The organism is Pseudovibrio sp. Ad13 (assembly GCF_001623225.1).
Lineage (GTDB): Bacteria > Pseudomonadota > Alphaproteobacteria > Rhizobiales > Stappiaceae > Pseudovibrio.
The window spans coordinates 96,094-111,980 of sequence record NZ_LMCC01000001.1 but is presented as its reverse complement, the minus strand read 5'-3'; the positions used below and the strand labels follow the sequence as shown (position 1 = coordinate 111,980).

Below are 15,887 nucleotides of genomic sequence, written 5' to 3'. Positions count from 1 at the left end.
ATAGTGGATTGGAAGCGTTAGCAGAGGACTTGCTTTCACTCTCATGAGGGAAGGGCGCAACGCAAACTTGGAGGAGAATATCATGAGTTCCGTTGCACGGGTTGTCGAAGCTGGGTCAGAGGGTGGCTCTGAGTTCAAGGACCTATATGAGATTGGTGAGATTCCACCGCTGGGGCATGTTCCTAAGAACATGTGGGCGTGGACCATTCGCCAAGAGCGCCATGGTTCCCCTGATACAGCGATGGTCAAGGAAGTGGTGCCAACTTGGGAGTTGGACAGCCATGAAGTGCTCATTCTGGTTATGGCAGCAGGCGTGAACTACAACGGCGTTTGGGCTGCCCTTGGCGAGCCGATTTCCGTTTTTAAGGTTCATAAGCAGCCCTATCATATCGCAGGCTCTGATGCCTCCGGTATTGTTTGGGCGGTTGGTTCCAAAGTTACTCGCTGGAAGGTAGGCGACGAAGTTGTTGTTCACTGTAACCAGGATGACGGGGATGATGAGGAGTGTAACGGCGGTGATCCGATGTTCTCTAACTCCCAACGGATTTGGGGTTATGAGACACCTGACGGGTCATTTGCGCAGTTCGCTCGTGTTCAATCTCAGCAGCTGATGGCGCGTCCCAAGCACCTGACTTGGGAAGAGAGCGCTTGCTACACGCTTACACTGGCGACTGCATTCCGTATGCTGTTCGGTCATGCGCCGCATGATTTGAAGCCAGGTCAGAATGTTCTGGTTTGGGGGGCTTCTGGTGGCCTTGGCGTGTTTGGAGTTCAGCTGATTGCTGCTGCCGGAGCGAATGCGATTGGCGTTATTTCAGATGAGAGTAAACGCGAATACGTGATGTCGCTTGGGGCAAAGGCCGTTATCAATCGAAAAGACTTCGATTGTTGGGGCCAGCTGCCGAAGGTGAACTCGCCTGAGTATGATACGTGGACCAAAGAAGCGCGTAAGTTTGGTAAGGCGATCTGGAACATTACCGGTAAGGGTAATGACGTTGATATGGTGTTTGAGCACCCAGGTGAAGCAACGTTCCCGGTATCAACACTGGTTGCCAAACGCGGCGGTATGGTTGTGTTTTGTGCGGGTACCTCCGGCTTCAATCTGACCATGGATGCGCGCTATGTATGGATGCGTCAGAAGCGTATTCAGGGTTCGCATTTCGCGCACTTGAAACAGGCGAGTGAGGCGAACAAGTTCGTGATTGATCGCCGTATCGACCCTTGTATGAGTGAAGTGTTCTCATGGGATCAGATTCCGCAGGCTCATATGAAGATGTGGAAGAACCAACATGCCCCAGGAAACATGGCGGTTTTGGTGTGTGCACCAAAGACTGGTTTACGCTCCCTTGAGGATGTTATTGAAGCCACTGAAAACTAAGTAGGCTCACGAAAGGAAGTTGGCGCTTTTATGCGGCCAACTTCCCAATTTCCTTAAGTTTCTCACTTATATTTTTTTATTGAACGATGATTCAATATTATTAAATGAGCGCAGATTTTCTCTGCGCTTTTCTTTTTGTAATCTACGTGATTATTCAACATCATTTGACGTGATTTTTTTATTTCAATTTACTGTGAAATTACCTGAATTTTCCGTGGGGATTACCTGTAAAAGAAAGTTTAAAATAGTCGTTTTGCTTCAGTAAATTTTTTTTCTCTTATTTTGCGTTTTAAATGGTGGTACTAGAGAGTTATGAAAGCTTTATAACTTCATATTCAGTGTATTCACGAAGTATATCTTTTTATATTTATTTTAAAAAAATATCTTGAGCAGATGTCTAAGTTGACAGAAAATTGAATATATCTATTTTTAACGGTGCAGTTGATGTGCTCAACCTAGTGTGTCCTGCAATTGCTGAGTTTTTGACTTAGCATTACGGCCAGAACGACAAGCTGTCCTTGGCGGCTTTTCTCTCTGACCGAACAAAAAGTATGTTTTGGTTGTTTGGAGGCATCCGTGTTGAATTTTAAATCTGCTCTCGCTGCGTGCGTAGTTGCATTCCCTTTTGCTGTGTCTACAGCAGAAGCTGCAGATCCTGTTTGTGAAGTTGACCGTCCTATCGTGTTTGCTGGTTTGGATTGGGACTCCAATGCTTTTCACAATTCTGTAGCTCAGTTCATTGCTGAAAAAGGGTACGGCTGTGAAACGGATGTCATCCCAGGCTCCACTATTCCGCTTCTAAACGGTATGGCGCGTGGTGATATCGACGTGACCATGGAAATCTGGCCAGACAACGTGACTGAAGCTCTTGCTGAAGGCAAAGCGAAGAACCAGTTTGTTGATCTTGGTGTGAACTTCCCTGATGCGACACAGGCTTGGTTTATTCCAAAATACCTGGTTGAAGGCGATGATGCGCCTGCAAAAGGTCTGAAGTCTGTATCTGACCTGCCAAAGTACAAAGACGTGTTTTCTGATCCGGAAGAGCCAGAAAAAGGTCGCTTCTACAACTGTATCGCTGGTTGGGGCTGTGAGGTCATCAACTCTAAGAAGCTCAACGCTTATGGCTTGCTTGATAGCTTTGTGAACTTCCGCCCTGGTACAGGTGCAGCGCTTGCAGCTGCGATTGAATCGAACGTTCGTCGTAAGAAGCCAATCGTGTTCTATTACTGGGGTCCAACCTGGGTCATGGGTAAGGTCGCTGATGATCTGATTCAGCTGGAAGAGCCTGCCTACAACAAGGAAGCTTGGGACAAGCTGTCTGCAGAGACAGATCCATCCAAAGTGACCGAGGCAGTTGCATACCCTCTGTCTGCGACGCACGTCTTCGTGAACACAGAGTTCCATACTTCTGCGCCTAAACTGGTTGAGTTCCTGACAGCTTATGAAACCACCAGTAATGACGTTTCCAAAGCTCTTGCTTACATGCAGGACACTGGCGGAACCACAGATGATGCTGCTGCTGAGTTCCTGAAAAACAACGAAGAACTCTGGACCGGTTGGGTTCCAGCTGATGTCGCTGAGCGTGTGAAATCTGCTCTGTAATATCAAAGACAGCTGACTGTTTTTGAAAATTAGCGAATGAAAAGCGATCACGGAACTTGTTTCCGTGATCCTTGCTAAGAAGAATAAGAGGATCACATGGCTTTCGACGTGTTTCCCAACTTTGGGAAACCTATCCGGACTTCCACAAACGATCTGGTTGATTTTCTCGTCGTGAATTACGGCGATGGATTTGAGGCCTTTTCCAACTCCATCCTATTTTTGCTGGTGCGGTTAGAGCGACTTCTCCGTGGCGCTGATCCTATCGTGATCTTGATCTGCATCGGCCTGATTACCTTTGCTGCGAGCCGCCGTTGGGGGCTTAGCCTGGTGATGGTAGGTGCAATGTGGTTCATCGGTACATTGGGGCTTTGGGAAAAGTCTATGCAAACAGTGGCGATCTTGCTTGTCGCTGTGCTGATTTCCGTTGTGATTGGCGTGCCGCTTGGCGTTATCTCTGCTCGTTCAAACCGCTTCAGAGCTTTGCTCAATCCGGTCTTGGACTTGATGCAGACCATTCCAAGCTTCGTTTATCTTATTCCTGCGGCCATGCTGTTTGGTCTGGGTAAGGTGCCAGCTATTCTGGCTACTGTGATTTATGCCGCACCACCGCTTATTCGCTTGACGGATCTTGGCATCCGCTATGTGGATGAAGAGGTTGTTGAGGCCAGCCGGGCCTTTGGTGCAACGCGCTGGCAGATCCTTAAGGGCGTCCAAATCCCACTTGCGCTCCCTTCCATCATGCAGGGTATTAACCAGACTATGATGATGGCGTTGGCTATGGTGGTGATTGCGTCCATGATTGGTGCTCGCGGCGTGGGTGAAACCGTTCTGCTTGGGTTGCAGCGTAATGATGCAGGACAAGGTTTGCTCGGCGGCTTAGCGATTGTTGTTCTTGCCGTTGTGTTTGACCGTATCACACAATCAGCCGGACAACGGATGCAGGCGCATCGCAAGGTAACAGGGTGAGGCGCTAACACATGGCATTGATCGAAGTACAAAACATTACCAAGATTTTTGGCAAGGCGCCTGAGAAGGAGCTTGCCAAGGTCAAAAATGGTATGGGCAAAGATCAGCTGCTTGCTGAAACTGACCATACTCTTGGCCTGCATGATGTCTCCCTTAGCATCGAGAAGGGTGAGATCTTTGTGATCATGGGCCTTTCCGGTTCTGGTAAGTCTACGCTTATTCGTCACTTCAACCGATTGATTGACCCAACAGACGGGCACATTCTGGTTGATGGCGAGGATGTTATGGCTCTTTCTGATAAAGAGCTGGAAGACTTCCGCCGTCATCGTATGTCGATGGTGTTTCAACGTTTTGGCCTGATGCCGCATCGGACAGTATTGCAGAATGTTGCTTACGGTCTTGAAGTGCAGGGCATTACAAAAGCAGACCGTGAAACCACAGCGCGTGAGTGGATTGAAACGGTTGGACTTGGTGGTTTTGAACATCAGTACCCAAGCCAGCTTTCCGGCGGCATGCAGCAGCGTGTTGGTCTTGCCCGTGCGCTTGCAACAGATGCTGACATCTTGCTGATGGATGAGGCGTTTTCTGCACTTGATCCGTTGATCCGCTCACAGATGCAGGATCAATTGGTTGAACTGCAAGAGAAGCTACATAAGACCATCGTGTTCATCACGCATGATCTGGACGAAGCTTTGCGTATTGGTGACAAGATTGCGATCCTTAAGGATGGTGTGTTGTCACAGGTTGGTACGCCACCAGAAATTCTGCTTGAACCAGCTGATGATTATGTACGGGCGTTTGTACGTGATGTGAACCGTGCTCGCGTGCTGACCGTAGATACTGTTATGCAGCCACCTGCTGTGCGTATTACCCATGACAACATGGAAAAAGCGCTGGCTGATATGCGTCGACATGACGAAGATTTCGGTTATGTGGTTGAGGACAAAGAGTTCCGCGGCATCGTTACGCAAGAGGGACTTGCTGAAGAAGTTGCTAAACCGGGTGATAGCCCATCCCTTTATGCTTTTGCTGATGACAGCAATGCAGTGGAGCTGGAAAGCACTTTGGAAGAAGCTCTTCCAACAACATTGGAAGCAGATTATCCAGTTCCAGTTGTTTGCGAGGATGGACATCTCATGGGCGTGTTGAGCCCAGAAGAGATGGGTAGCGTGCTGACGCCTCCAGAAGAGCAAACCGATGCTGAGACTGAAGGTGCTGAAGAGAAGAATGAGACGGCTGAAACAGCCAAGCCTCATGCTTTGAAAGAAGCGTCCTAACGTTTTTACCAAGAAGTTTGAAAGGCCGGCTTTGTCCGGCCTTTTTTAATTCACTTATGCGTGTGCTCTGAGTTTGAGCTTGGTTTGCCTCATTTAGTCGGTAGTGTGTCCGAGAGATTCGAAATTTGCCGAAAAGTGATTTTGTATGAAGACGTTTCGTGGTGGGAGTATTGCTCTGGTTCTTGCTGTTGGACTGATGCTCACTGGTTGTGTCAGCCCTGATGAAACGCCAAGCTACTATCAGAACTTAGAGAGCCACTCTGCGCAGATTGATGCGAGTGTTGTGGCCTCAATGATCTCCAGCTATCGTTCTCAATCAGATTTACCGCCGGTTACGGTCGATCCAGCTTTGATGCGCGTTGCTCAGGCACAGGCAGATGGAATGGCCCGTGCAGAGGATGTCAACGCTGCGCGCAAGGGCGATCTTAAGCTCGCCGTCTTGATGAAGGGGGCTGGGCAGGGCGATGCTCATGCGGTGGGCAATCTCAGTGCTGGTTATCGTCGATGGGCCGAAGCCTTTTCTGGCTGGCGTGACTCGCCAAAACATAATGCAGTGATGCTGGATGCAAATGGAACGCGTATTGGTATTGCAACGGCTTATGCGCCTCGTTCAAAATACAAGGTTTTCTGGAGCCTTGTTGTAGCTGGACCGCGTTAACCCACTTTCCTTTGGAGGCTAAAAGAGCGACCAAAGGCCAGTATCTCGTTGTGCGCTGCAGCGATAAACTCTCTTCACTAATGAATTTGGGTTTAGGGGATTTCTGGTGTGCTGCCACCACTGACTTCATACGAGGAATTGCGAGCTGAGTTTCGCTGGACTATTCCTGCGCGCTATAACATTGCGCATGATGCTTGTGATCGTTGGGCGGATGTTGAGCCTAAGCGCACAGCTTTGCTGCATGTGCTGTCTTCCGGCGGTGTTGAAGCGTGGAGCTATGGTCAGCTCAAAGGAAATTCCTGCCAGCTTGCAAACTCGCTGCAGTCTTTGGGTGTAGCCCCGCGTGATCGTGTAGCTTTGTTACTGCCTCAAGCGCCTGAAACTGCCATCTCTCATCTTGCGATTTATCGGCTCGGAGCTATCGCAGTTCCATTGGCTGCTTTGTTTGGTCCAGATGCGCTAAGATACCGGCTGGAGAACGCTGGTGCGAAAGTGGTGATTACCAATCAGGCTGGACTTGAGAAACTTTCTGCACTTCGTGAGCAACTCCCGCTTCTTGAGCATGTTATCTGCGTCGATGGTGCAGAAAATGGAGCTCTTGGCTTCTGGAACTTGCTTGAGCAAGGCTCTGACGGCTTTGAAAGCTATGCGACAGGCCCTGATGATCCAGCTTTGATGATTTATACCTCAGGCACAACAGGGCAGCCCAAAGGCGCACTGCTGGCGCACCGTGTGTTGCTTGGGCATTTGCCGGGCATTCAAATGGCACATGAGATGTTGCCGCAGGCTGGCGATGTATTCTGGACTCCGGCTGATTGGGCCTGGGCGGGTGGTTTGCTGAATGCATTGCTGCCTTCGCTGAAGTTTGGGGTGCCTGTGGTGACTGCCCGGATCGATAAGTTTGATCCGGAAGGTGCATTTGACTTGATGGCTCGACATGATGTTCGCAACGCGTTCATTCCGCCTACCGCACTCAAGATGATGCGCAGTGTTGATCATCGTAAGTATTCTGAAAAACTTCGGCTGCGCTCTGTCTGCTCAGCGGGAGAAGCATTGGGGCGTGAAGCATTTACCTGGTGCCACGAAGCGCTCGGTGTTGCGCCAAACGAGATGTATGGACAGACGGAATGTAATCTCGTGCTTGGGTCAGGAGCGGGGATGGGAGTTTCCCGTGCCGGGGCAATTGGCAAAGCTGTGCCTGGGCATGATGTTGCTGTTATCCGACCAGATGGATCTGTTTGCGAACGAGAAGAGCAAGGCGAGATTGCAATTCGTCGTGGTACGCCTGTTATGTTCCTGGGGTATTGGCGAAAGCCTGAGGCAGATCAGAGCAAATTCCTTGGTGATTGGATGCTGACAGGTGACCAAGGTGTTGTTGATATGGATGGATATGTCCATTTCGTCGGTCGCAATGATGATGTCATTACCTCAGCTGGCTATCGCATTGGGCCAACTGAGATTGAGGATTGTTTGATCAAGCATGAGGCGGTTGGATTGGCTGCTGTGGTCGGCAAACCTGATCCGGTGCGGACGGAGATCGTAAAGGCTTATGTTGTGCTGAAAGATGGCTTCGAACCAAGTGAGGGCTTGGTTGATGATATTCGCCAATATGTGCGCGTGAGTCTTTCTGCTCATGAATATCCGCGGGAGATTGAGTTTGTCTCCGAAATGCCTTTGACGACCAGCGGAAAGGTTATTCGCCGGATTTTACGGAATAGAGCGCAGGAAGAAGCTGAATTGGTTGAAGGCTAGGCAGCTATTTTCGACCAAGCAATTTCTTAATTTTGCTCTTTAACGCCAACTTTGCGCGAGCACCTGCTTGCGCCTCCCACATTGCAAAGCGCGCTATTGGACCTTTGCCAATAAAAACCGTGGCATATGGGAACCGTGAAGTCCAGGCCTTGTTTGCCATCTGATTATCCGGTGTCGAGAGGGAGTCTGCCCCTGAGAACGCGGGATCTTCGAGAAGTTTTTGAGTGCTGAAATAGATGAGTAGTTGTCCCGGTGAGAACTTTGCGAAGCTCTCATCGAAGGTTGTTTTCCAGCCAAATATGCGGCCTTGCTCGCGGAGCAGGATGTTGGTCGCAATCAACTTATCGTCGAGCCGTAACTGGCCAATACGAATGTTATCTGCTTTGCCTGACTTTGATACCAGCTCACGTGTGAAAGCAGCATCAGGTGCTCTAGAAAGGAGCGCGGTGCCTTGCTTGCCTTTCCAGCCAGCTGCCTCGAGTTTCAGAAAGTCTTCAAGGCCTGCCTGAATGTCCTTTGAGGTTTCCAGCATACTAAAGGAAAGCGATCCTTCCTTCTCTAGCCGGCGCTGGTTTTTAAAGGCACCTTTCCATGAGGACCGTTTTTTGAGGGCGTCAAAATCGGCGTGACCTTCACTGCCAGATAGCTGGAAGGCGCGATCTTCTTTTGAGGAAACCTGATACTTCCATCCGTGTGCTGAAAGTACGCTCTCCAGACACTTATAGACGGGGCCGCCGGCTCCATGGAAAGGGAGGATTAGTGTTTTAGTCCAGCTTAAGTTGCAGGCAGTTTCCAGCAGTTTGTTGAGTGCCGCTGGCGTCGCTTCCTCAGAAATCAGCAGGGTGCCGAGTGGCCCATAATCACCAGCTAATGTGCTTGGTAGTTTGAAGATTAGGCCGCGCCTTACCCTTATGATTGGCAGTGCTGCGAGGGCTTTTGTGCCGGAAGGATCGAGGGCCAGTAACAGCTTGATTGAGCCATTTGCCTTATGTGCATTGAATGCACTGACGAAACTGCTGGAGAAGAACGGGTTGGGCTCCAGTGCCTGTTGAGACAGTTGTCGCCACAGGTGTTTCGCTGTTTTATCTTTGCCGGGTGTCAGCAGCTTTATCGTGGTGCTATCCTGCTTCATTGACTGGAGTTTCCCGTCTCTTCAATGGCAATATAAATGTGTGCAGGCCAAGGCGTTTGTAGGCGCTGCGATAAAGAATGCATGCTTCAAAAAAGATGACTGATGTAGTCGCCAGAGCAGCTCCATACAGGCCGAAGGCTGGAATAAGTGCTGTGTTGAGAATGAGGTTTATGACAAAGACACTGGCATAAATCTTGGCGCAGGTGTTTTGGTGCCCTGAGAGGGTCAGCAATGCGTCAACCGGACCAACGGATGCACGGGCTAATACACCAATGACAAGGATGTAGAGGATTGGTGTGCCTTGAGCAAAATCCTCTCCAAACAATGAGAGGAGGAATGGTCCGACTGCCATGACAAAGCTGGCCATGAGTAGTGTTGGCCAGAAGGTCATTTTAGCAGCGCTGGCTACAAAGTCCTTGAGGCCATCTCTGTCACCAGAGTGGTAAAGACGTGCCATGCGCGGTGCGCTTGCTGCGCGCACTGCGTAATAAACAAAATGCATCAGTGCGAGGGTGCGTGATGCTGCGAAATAAATGCCGACTTGATCTGGTGGGAGCCAGAGGCCGATTAAGATGACATCAGAGCTGGTAATGAGCTGGAAGAAGCCATCAACTGCCAGCATGGGAACCGACACAAGCAGCCATGACTTTATCTGAAGTCTACGTGGAGCAGAGTGGCGGACTTTGCTCAGCGAGACTTCCATCATGATCGTCTGAAAGAAGGTGATGGTCCAGACCGCTGCGATGGTGACGATGCAAGCTGTGACGGCTGTTGGCGGATAGCCCAGCAACAGCGCGATCAACATGAATGCGAGCACTAAAAGAGGGCGGCCAATAAAATCTGGCAGCATTGCTTTGAGTTGCCAGTCTTGCGCACGGGCAATGCCTTCCAGCATACCGGTGTAGGTGTGCATGGGCAGGCAGATTGCGATGAGGTAAAGCGGCAGGATGTATGCATTGCCAATGAAGTCAGAAAAGGCCCAGGCGATGGCTATGCCGAGTACTGCAATGGTTGTTGAGCTGAGCAATACAAGGAACCGGGCGCTGAAGAGCAAGCCGTTGAGGAGTTCGTATTGCTTCTTCTCCAGATATTCTGGAATGAAACGCAGAAGGGAAACAGAAAACCCAAGCCCTGAAAAAACGCTCAGTATGATGACAACCGTCCAGACAACAATGAAGATGCCGTATTCAGAGGCGCCCATCCAACGAGCCAGAAAGACCTGCATGATGTAAGCGAGTGCTGCGCTCCCGATGCGTAAGGCAAAAACGATTAATGCTGAGCGTCGTGCTCCTCCAGCCTCGCCTTTGCTGAAGAGAGTGTCGAGTATTTTTCCAAGAAGCGGCAGCAGTTTTGCATGAGTGCTGCGAGGTAAAAGCACTGCTGACCATTTGAGGAGGAGTTCTTGCACGCGATACGCCTTAATTATTTCTGGTCAATTATTACTAGTATGAAAATTAATATTTTCGGAATGCTGTTCTGTGGTGTTGACGTGTTGATTGGTCCTTGAGTTAAAACAGAAGCTTAGCTGGACTTTGAAGGCTCTGAAGCTTTTGTTCTGATACTCTCGCAGTTTTTGATGCTTGACTCCTGTGCGATTTGACGGAATCAATATGAGAACATATAGAGAACGAAATGAAATTTGCTGAGAGTGATATGAACGCGAAAACATCGCAAATTGCAGAGCTGCACCACCGCCTCGCGGTGTTAGAGGGACGCCTCCCTTCTGCCGTGCAGCTTGCGCCGGTCCCTGCATCCGCCCAAACTGAGCAGGGACCGGCTCCTCTTGGTGAGGTGCTGACTGTATTAGTCTGTAAAATGGCTAAGACAATCACGCTGGAAGGATGCTCTAGTGGCCTATGATGAGGAACTTAGTGATCGGCTTCGTGAGGAGTTGGAAGGCATTATGGGGATTTCGGAGAAGCGGATGATGGGTGGGTTGTGCTTTTTTCTGGATGGAAACATGCTGGCCGGGGCGCATCGTATTAAGAGTGAAGAGGCTCGCTTTATGTTTCGTGTTGGAAAAGACAATGAAGTGGAAGCGCTCGGCCGAGAGGGGGCTGAGATTGTTGAGCTTGGTGGTCGCCGAATGGGAGGATTGGTGTTTGTGGCTGCTGAGGTGTGTGATCAGGCGGCGCTTAGAGAATGGATTTCGCTCAGTATGAGTTTTGTCGCTGGACTGCCAGCCAAACAGTTGAAAGGAAAAGGTTGACGCAGGTTGATCATAATCTGATCGCCTTCAATGTCAGCGCCTTCATATGAGCGTCACAGCTTTGTCGGTTGCTGTTCTTATAGACGCGGGTCTTCGCAAATTTGGGCGTCGCCTTTTAGTACTTTTTTGATTTCGTTGAAGGCTCGTTTCATGGTTGTGCCCTTAATCCAGCCAACGACCAACAACCGTAACCCAGGGTTCTTAGGGTGCTTTCCTGCGATGACTTTAACAGCCCAATATCGCCGTCCTGCAAAGCCAGGTTCAACGAGTTTGTAGGCGCGGAACTGTAAGTACTGGATTTCTGATAGGTTTTTTTTAGAAAAACTTTGTAATAGTGTTGTGCAATCTTGATTGGGCTTGCTAATTAGGACTAAAGATCCATCGTTTAAGTGTAGCTCCTTAGTAGATTCATAAATTTCACATCCGGATCCTACAGTATTAGGCGTGTTTTGTATTAGTGATCTCCACTTCATAAGCTCCATTCTGTTTGCGTGAACTACGTTCATTTAGATATTTCCTGATCGATACTCATATTTGTGTGACATACACATATGTACCGATAGTTTGAAATAGTTTTTTTTCTAATTTTAATAAGTTTGGATGTAACGAAGCTTGTCTGAACCTTGTCGGCGTTTCGCTAACCCGTTACGCAAAGGCGCCTTTTCCCTGCGGAATGTGGTTGTTAATGAAGCAACCTAAAGGTGTGGGAAACTCGTGCTGACATACCAAAAATATATGGAAACGATGTTTTCTAGTGTTGGCATCTTATGCTGCTAGCTGATGCAAAATATCTTGGTAAGCCTCAGTTTAGGTTCAGTCATTGGTATGATGAGCTGAAAAGGGCTTGTATGTAGTCGGTAAATGATAAGTCTGAGATCTCTGCTTTTAGACTTTCACGGAGAAGTTTGCTGACCTGGGTGGGGATCGGAACTTGCTTGTAGGGGAAGGTAAAGCCTTATCTGCATCGTGATATGGTCGTTACTGATGTAAGGCGCAGAGAAGCTCACTGCTGCTTTCGCAGCGAGACTATTTTACGCTCAGTTGATTTTGGATCAGGCTGTGAGGTTTAGAGGTGGGTGCCTTCTTCCATCGGTTCAACATAATACCAGCGGCCCTTGCGTTTTTTGAAGAGGCTCAGTTCTCTCTGTTCTCCGACTTGGCCATGGGCAAGGTATTTGGCGCAGAAGAGGACGCTACCTTTTGCATCACCTAGTTGCCCCTTATCGGTGCCCAGAATCTCAAGCCCTATCCATTGAGTTTGGGCAGCATATTCTGCGACCTCAATTGAACTGAAGGTTTTTTGGTAGCGGGGCCACAATGTGTCTTTCAGGTAATCAATGTTTTTTGTGGCATAAGCGCTGAAACGTGAGCGCATAAGCTGCTCTGCTGTTTCGGGCAGGGCCTTGCCTTCCAGAAAAGGCTGGCAGCATATTTCAAAGTCTTTTCCTGATTTGCAAGGGCAAGGTGCTGTCATCAAATACCATCCTTTAGAGCTTGGAAGGCAGCTAAACGACAATTTTGAAGCCAGGTCAAGAAGGGCAAACAAGCTCCTCCAAGATTGATTAAAGTTCGCCTTACTGGTTCAACGCTCCAACAGCGTCTTTTGCATAAGCTTGCACCAACAAGCCCTGTGTACGGTAGGATGGCAATGCAAAGAGGACGCATTCTGATTGTTGGGGCAGGGCCCAGTGGGTTGACTGCCGCAATTGAACTGAAGCGACGCGGCTTTACGCCTCGTATCATCGGTAAGAACTCACGCCCTCACGCTCAATCTCGTGCCCTTGCCATTAATCCCCGCACCCTCCAAATCCTACAGCCCTCTGGTGTGGCAGACAAACTACTGCAAAAGGGATGGCGGATGAACCATGTCCACTTTCGTGGGCCAAGTGATGAGCTTTTAGAGGTTGATCTCTCAGACTTAGATGGGCCTTTTAATTTTATGCTGGCCCTGCCGCAATATGAGACTGAAACTGTTCTTGAACGACATCTGACAGAGCTGGGAATACCGGTCGAGCGGGAGTGTGAACTTGTCAAACTGGAGCAGAAGGATGAGGTCGTCACAGCAGTTATACAAACCAGTAGCGGTGACGAAGAGGTACTTCACCCACCCATGGTGATTGGGGCAGATGGTGCACACTCAATTGTGCGTTCGCAAATGGGGTTCACCTTTTCAGGCAGTTCGTATCCGCAAGATTGGGGGCTGGCAGATGTGGAGTTGGAACCGACGCTGACGATGGATGGGCCGACGATGTTTGACAGGTCACCAAATATCTTCGGTGTCATTCCATTTTCTGCGACACGGGCGCGCATTGTTGCCGATCACTCTGATCCACTTGAGACCATGCCGCCGATTTTGAAAGTTATCAAAGTCAATTGGAAGTCGTCTTTCCGGATCTCTCACCGATTGGCCAATCTCTATCAGAAAGGGCGGGTCTTTCTAGTGGGAGATGCTGCGCATGTGCATTCTCCCTTTGGAGGCAGGGGGATGAACTTAGGGATTGAGGATGCTGCGTGGCTGGCGTGGCAAGTTTCTACCGGGCATACGCATCAATATATGTTGGATCGACGACCCGTTGCTGCGGAGGTTTTGAAGACGGTTGATACCGGCACACGGTTTTTGGCGTCAAACAACACAGCGATCCGTCTGTTCAGGCAAAAGTTTCTACCGGTGTTGGGACGCACAGATTATTTCCAGGCCCGGTTCATGAATATAATGTCTGCTGAGAACACACCATTCCCTCCTTGGCTTGAAGAGGAATAGTTCGCCTAAAGCTCTGATAGAGATGAAGAATTGTAGATAACAAAAAACCGCCTTGCGGCGGTTGTTTTGTTTTTTTGGAGCGGGCGAGGCGATTCGAACGCCCGACCCTAACCTTGGCAAGGTTATGCTCTACCCCTGAGCTACGCCCGCATATCCAAAAAATTCCAACTTCGCGAAAACTCAGTTTCTTAGAGAAACTGGAGCGGGCGATGAGATTCGAACTCACGACCCTAACCTTGGCAAGGTTATGCTCTACCCCTGAGCTACGCCCGCATCTGTTTCGCTAGAGCCGTTTGTTGCGGCCCCGTCGGTGAGGTGGGAGCTATATGACAAAAGCTCGGGGTGAATGCAACAAGGAATTTGAAATTCATTGTGGGGTTTCCCAGAGCTTGTGGATGTGGAGGTCGTGAAGTGCCTCATAAAAAATATTATATAACAACAAGATAGATAGTTTTTTAGAGTTGTTTGATCGTTGTGGAAATAATTGCACTCGAGTAAAATAACCTATGTGATTTTGTCCGAGGTCGTGGATGGGCTGCATGAAAAAGAAACAGGTTCCCTCATATATCTCAATAAGATCAGGAATTTTTTTAGTCACATTCAGAATGAGCATTAGCGAGCGTGGCTAAGAACAACATCCAGACGTCGTCAGGATCACAATTTGTAATTGGGGGCAGTATGTCGCAGTCGTGTATTAGTATATTCTAAGAGAACGTTTTGAGGGTGAAGTACATGCCCTTGAGAAACGTAAGTTGCACGCGGTCAAAGCTCTCAATTTTTTGTCTATATTAGAGTTATTCTAAGTGTAAGGAGGGACGCTTCGTGTATGTCTTGTGATTATAATTCTCGATATTTGTAGTATTAATAAGTATTGGTGGAATTCATATTTCAAGTATTTTTTGTATATCTCAATATATTCGATGATGGTTTTGCGTTTTAAGATGATGAAATTTTTGATGTTACCATAGTAAATGTCAAGCGGTTGCATCAATGTGCTTTTGTTTGTAGTGATTCTAAACTCCATTATCTCGTGATGATGGAGGATTTCATGCGAGCAATAATTAAGACATTGATTGGCGCATCTGTTTTCAGCATGGCTGTTCAGGGAGGAGCTTTTGCTCAATCTGAGTTGCTGGAAGAGGCGCGTTCTTACTTCAAGCCGATCCCGCACGCTGTACCTAGTGTTAAAGACAACACGATTACCCGCGAAAAAATTGATCTTGGGCGTCAGCTCTTCTTTGATCCGCGACTGTCGCTTTCGGGATTGCTGTCGTGCAACAGCTGCCACAATCTCGGCATGGGTGGGGATGATAATCTGGAAACATCCATCGGCCATGGATGGCAAAAGGGGCCTCGTAACGCACCCACCGTGTTGAATGCTGTGTTCAACCTTGCCCAGTTTTGGGATGGTCGTGCAGAAGATCTGAAGGAGCAAGCCAAAGGCCCGGTGCAAGCTGGTGTTGAAATGGCCAGCACGCCAGAGCGGGTTGAAGCTGTTCTGAACAGTATGCCGGGATACACTGAGCAGTTTTCAAGAGCATTCCCAGGTGAGGAGTTACCAGCGAACTTCGACAATATGGCGAAGGCAATTGAAGCGTATGAGGCAACTTTGATTACGCCTGCTTCCAAGTTTGATCTGTTCCTTGAGGGTAATGAAAATGCTCTCAATGCGCAGGAAAAGCAGGGACTGCAGGTGTTTATGGATACCGGGTGTGCCGCTTGTCATGGCGGTGTGAACATTGGTGGTGAGGGGTACTATCCATTCGGCGTGGTTGAAAAGCCGGGTGCAGATATTCTTCCAGTCAATGACAAAGGCCGGTTTGCTGTTACTCAAACTGCCGAGGAAGAATACGTTTTCCGTGCTTCACCGCTCCGCAATATTGATCTGACAGCTCCTTACTTCCATTCCGGCAAGGTTTGGGATTTGAAGCAGGCGGTTTCTATTATGGCCAGCTCTCAGCTTGGTGCTGAGCTGAGTGAAGAAGATATTGATGCAATTACTGTTTTCCTGAAGACCCTTACCGGAGAACAGCCAAGCGTTGAGTACCCAATTCTGCCAGTTCGGACCAACACCACACCACTCCCTGATCCGTCAGTCATGACGGCTCACTAAGCAAACTATTCGCCCTCGGTTTGCTAGAGGCAGGCGGTT

At 49.0% G+C, this 15,887-nt stretch carries 14 protein-coding genes and 2 tRNA genes; 10 read left to right on the top strand and 6 right to left on the bottom strand.

All coding sequences use genetic code 11. From position 1 onward, the window contains the following. The first annotated feature begins 82 nt into the window (after positions 1–82). The 6 genes from ccrA to PsAD13_RS00540 all read left to right on the top strand — a co-directional run bounded on the left by ccrA (position 83) and on the right by PsAD13_RS00540 (position 7,633). The gene (ccrA, locus tag PsAD13_RS00565; protein WP_057463569.1) at positions 83–1,378 is read left to right on the top strand and encodes a crotonyl-CoA carboxylase/reductase; all 1,296 of its coding nucleotides are present in this window, start codon (positions 83–85) and stop codon (positions 1,376–1,378) included. Positions 1,379–1,954: 576 nt separating this feature from the next. After that, a complete protein-coding gene (locus PsAD13_RS00560; protein ID WP_063305931.1) occupies positions 1,955–2,980 on the top strand; it encodes an ABC transporter substrate-binding protein in 1,026 nt (341 codons plus the stop codon). A 96-nt stretch (positions 2,981–3,076) separates the two neighbouring features. Further along, positions 3,077–3,946 (top strand): proline/glycine betaine ABC transporter permease, encoded by an 870-nt coding sequence (locus PsAD13_RS00555; protein ID WP_093515971.1) that lies wholly within the window; start codon positions 3,077–3,079, stop codon positions 3,944–3,946. 11 nt (positions 3,947–3,957) lie between these two features. After that, a complete protein-coding gene (locus tag PsAD13_RS00550; protein WP_063305089.1) occupies positions 3,958–5,223 on the top strand; it encodes a glycine betaine/L-proline ABC transporter ATP-binding protein in 1,266 nt (421 codons plus the stop codon). Positions 5,224–5,368: 145 nt separating this feature from the next. Then, positions 5,369–5,881 (top strand): CAP domain-containing protein, encoded by a 513-nt coding sequence (locus PsAD13_RS00545; protein WP_057463547.1) that lies wholly within the window; start codon positions 5,369–5,371, stop codon positions 5,879–5,881. 108 nt (positions 5,882–5,989) lie between these two features. Continuing rightward, entirely contained in the window at positions 5,990–7,633 is a 1,644-nt protein-coding gene (locus PsAD13_RS00540) for an AMP-binding protein (RefSeq protein ID WP_063316997.1), read from the top strand. Between the two features lie 4 nt (positions 7,634–7,637). Here PsAD13_RS00540 and PsAD13_RS00535 read toward each other — a convergent pair whose 3' ends face one another. Next, entirely contained in the window at positions 7,638–8,765 is a 1,128-nt protein-coding gene (locus PsAD13_RS00535; RefSeq protein ID WP_063316996.1) for a GNAT family N-acetyltransferase, read from the bottom strand. Continuing rightward, the gene (locus tag PsAD13_RS00530) at positions 8,752–10,173 is read right to left on the bottom strand and encodes an oligosaccharide flippase family protein (RefSeq protein WP_063316995.1); all 1,422 of its coding nucleotides are present in this window, start codon (positions 10,171–10,173) and stop codon (positions 8,752–8,754) included. The genes PsAD13_RS00535 and PsAD13_RS00530 overlap by 14 nt, the downstream gene beginning before the upstream one ends. 224 nt (positions 10,174–10,397) lie before the next feature. On the opposite strand from PsAD13_RS00530, the gene PsAD13_RS00525 reads away from it, so the two are divergent. Together PsAD13_RS00525 and PsAD13_RS00520 are read left to right on the top strand one after the other, a co-directional pair. Further along, positions 10,398–10,625: a hypothetical protein gene (locus PsAD13_RS00525; RefSeq protein WP_063316994.1), complete on the top strand. Its 228-nt coding sequence runs from the start codon at positions 10,398–10,400 to the stop codon at positions 10,623–10,625. Further along, positions 10,615–10,974, top strand: coding sequence for a TfoX/Sxy family protein (locus PsAD13_RS00520; RefSeq protein ID WP_063316993.1), 360 nt, complete (start codon positions 10,615–10,617; stop codon positions 10,972–10,974). Before PsAD13_RS00525 ends, PsAD13_RS00520 begins: the two co-directional genes overlap by 11 nt. A 77-nt stretch (positions 10,975–11,051) precedes the next feature. Here the strand turns inward: PsAD13_RS00520 and PsAD13_RS00515 are convergent, their stop codons facing one another. Beyond that, positions 11,052–11,480, bottom strand: coding sequence for a hypothetical protein (locus PsAD13_RS00515; protein WP_063316992.1), 429 nt, complete (start codon positions 11,478–11,480; stop codon positions 11,052–11,054). A 560-nt stretch (positions 11,481–12,040) separates the two neighbouring features. After that, positions 12,041–12,520 carry a YchJ family metal-binding protein gene (locus PsAD13_RS00510; RefSeq protein WP_208986352.1) on the bottom strand — a complete coding sequence of 160 codons (480 nt, stop codon included), beginning with the start codon at positions 12,518–12,520 and terminating at the stop codon, positions 12,041–12,043. A gap of 102 nt (positions 12,521–12,622) precedes the next feature. Between PsAD13_RS00510 and PsAD13_RS00505 the strand changes: the two genes are divergently transcribed. Next, positions 12,623–13,735, top strand: coding sequence for an NAD(P)/FAD-dependent oxidoreductase (locus tag PsAD13_RS00505; protein WP_063317026.1), 1,113 nt, complete (start codon positions 12,623–12,625; stop codon positions 13,733–13,735). Between the two features lie 75 nt (positions 13,736–13,810). Here PsAD13_RS00505 and PsAD13_RS00500 read toward each other — a convergent pair. Both PsAD13_RS00500 and PsAD13_RS00495 read right to left on the bottom strand, forming a co-directional pair. After that, a tRNA-Gly gene (locus tag PsAD13_RS00500) sits at positions 13,811–13,885 on the bottom strand. Between the two features lie 48 nt (positions 13,886–13,933). After that, positions 13,934–14,008: transfer RNA gene (locus tag PsAD13_RS00495), tRNA-Gly, on the bottom strand. A gap of 820 nt (positions 14,009–14,828) precedes the next feature. Here PsAD13_RS00495 and PsAD13_RS00480 point away from each other — a divergent pair. Continuing rightward, a complete protein-coding gene (locus PsAD13_RS00480) occupies positions 14,829–15,848 on the top strand; it encodes a cytochrome-c peroxidase (RefSeq protein ID WP_244272059.1) in 1,020 nt (339 codons plus the stop codon). Positions 15,849–15,887: the final 39 nt, after the last annotated feature.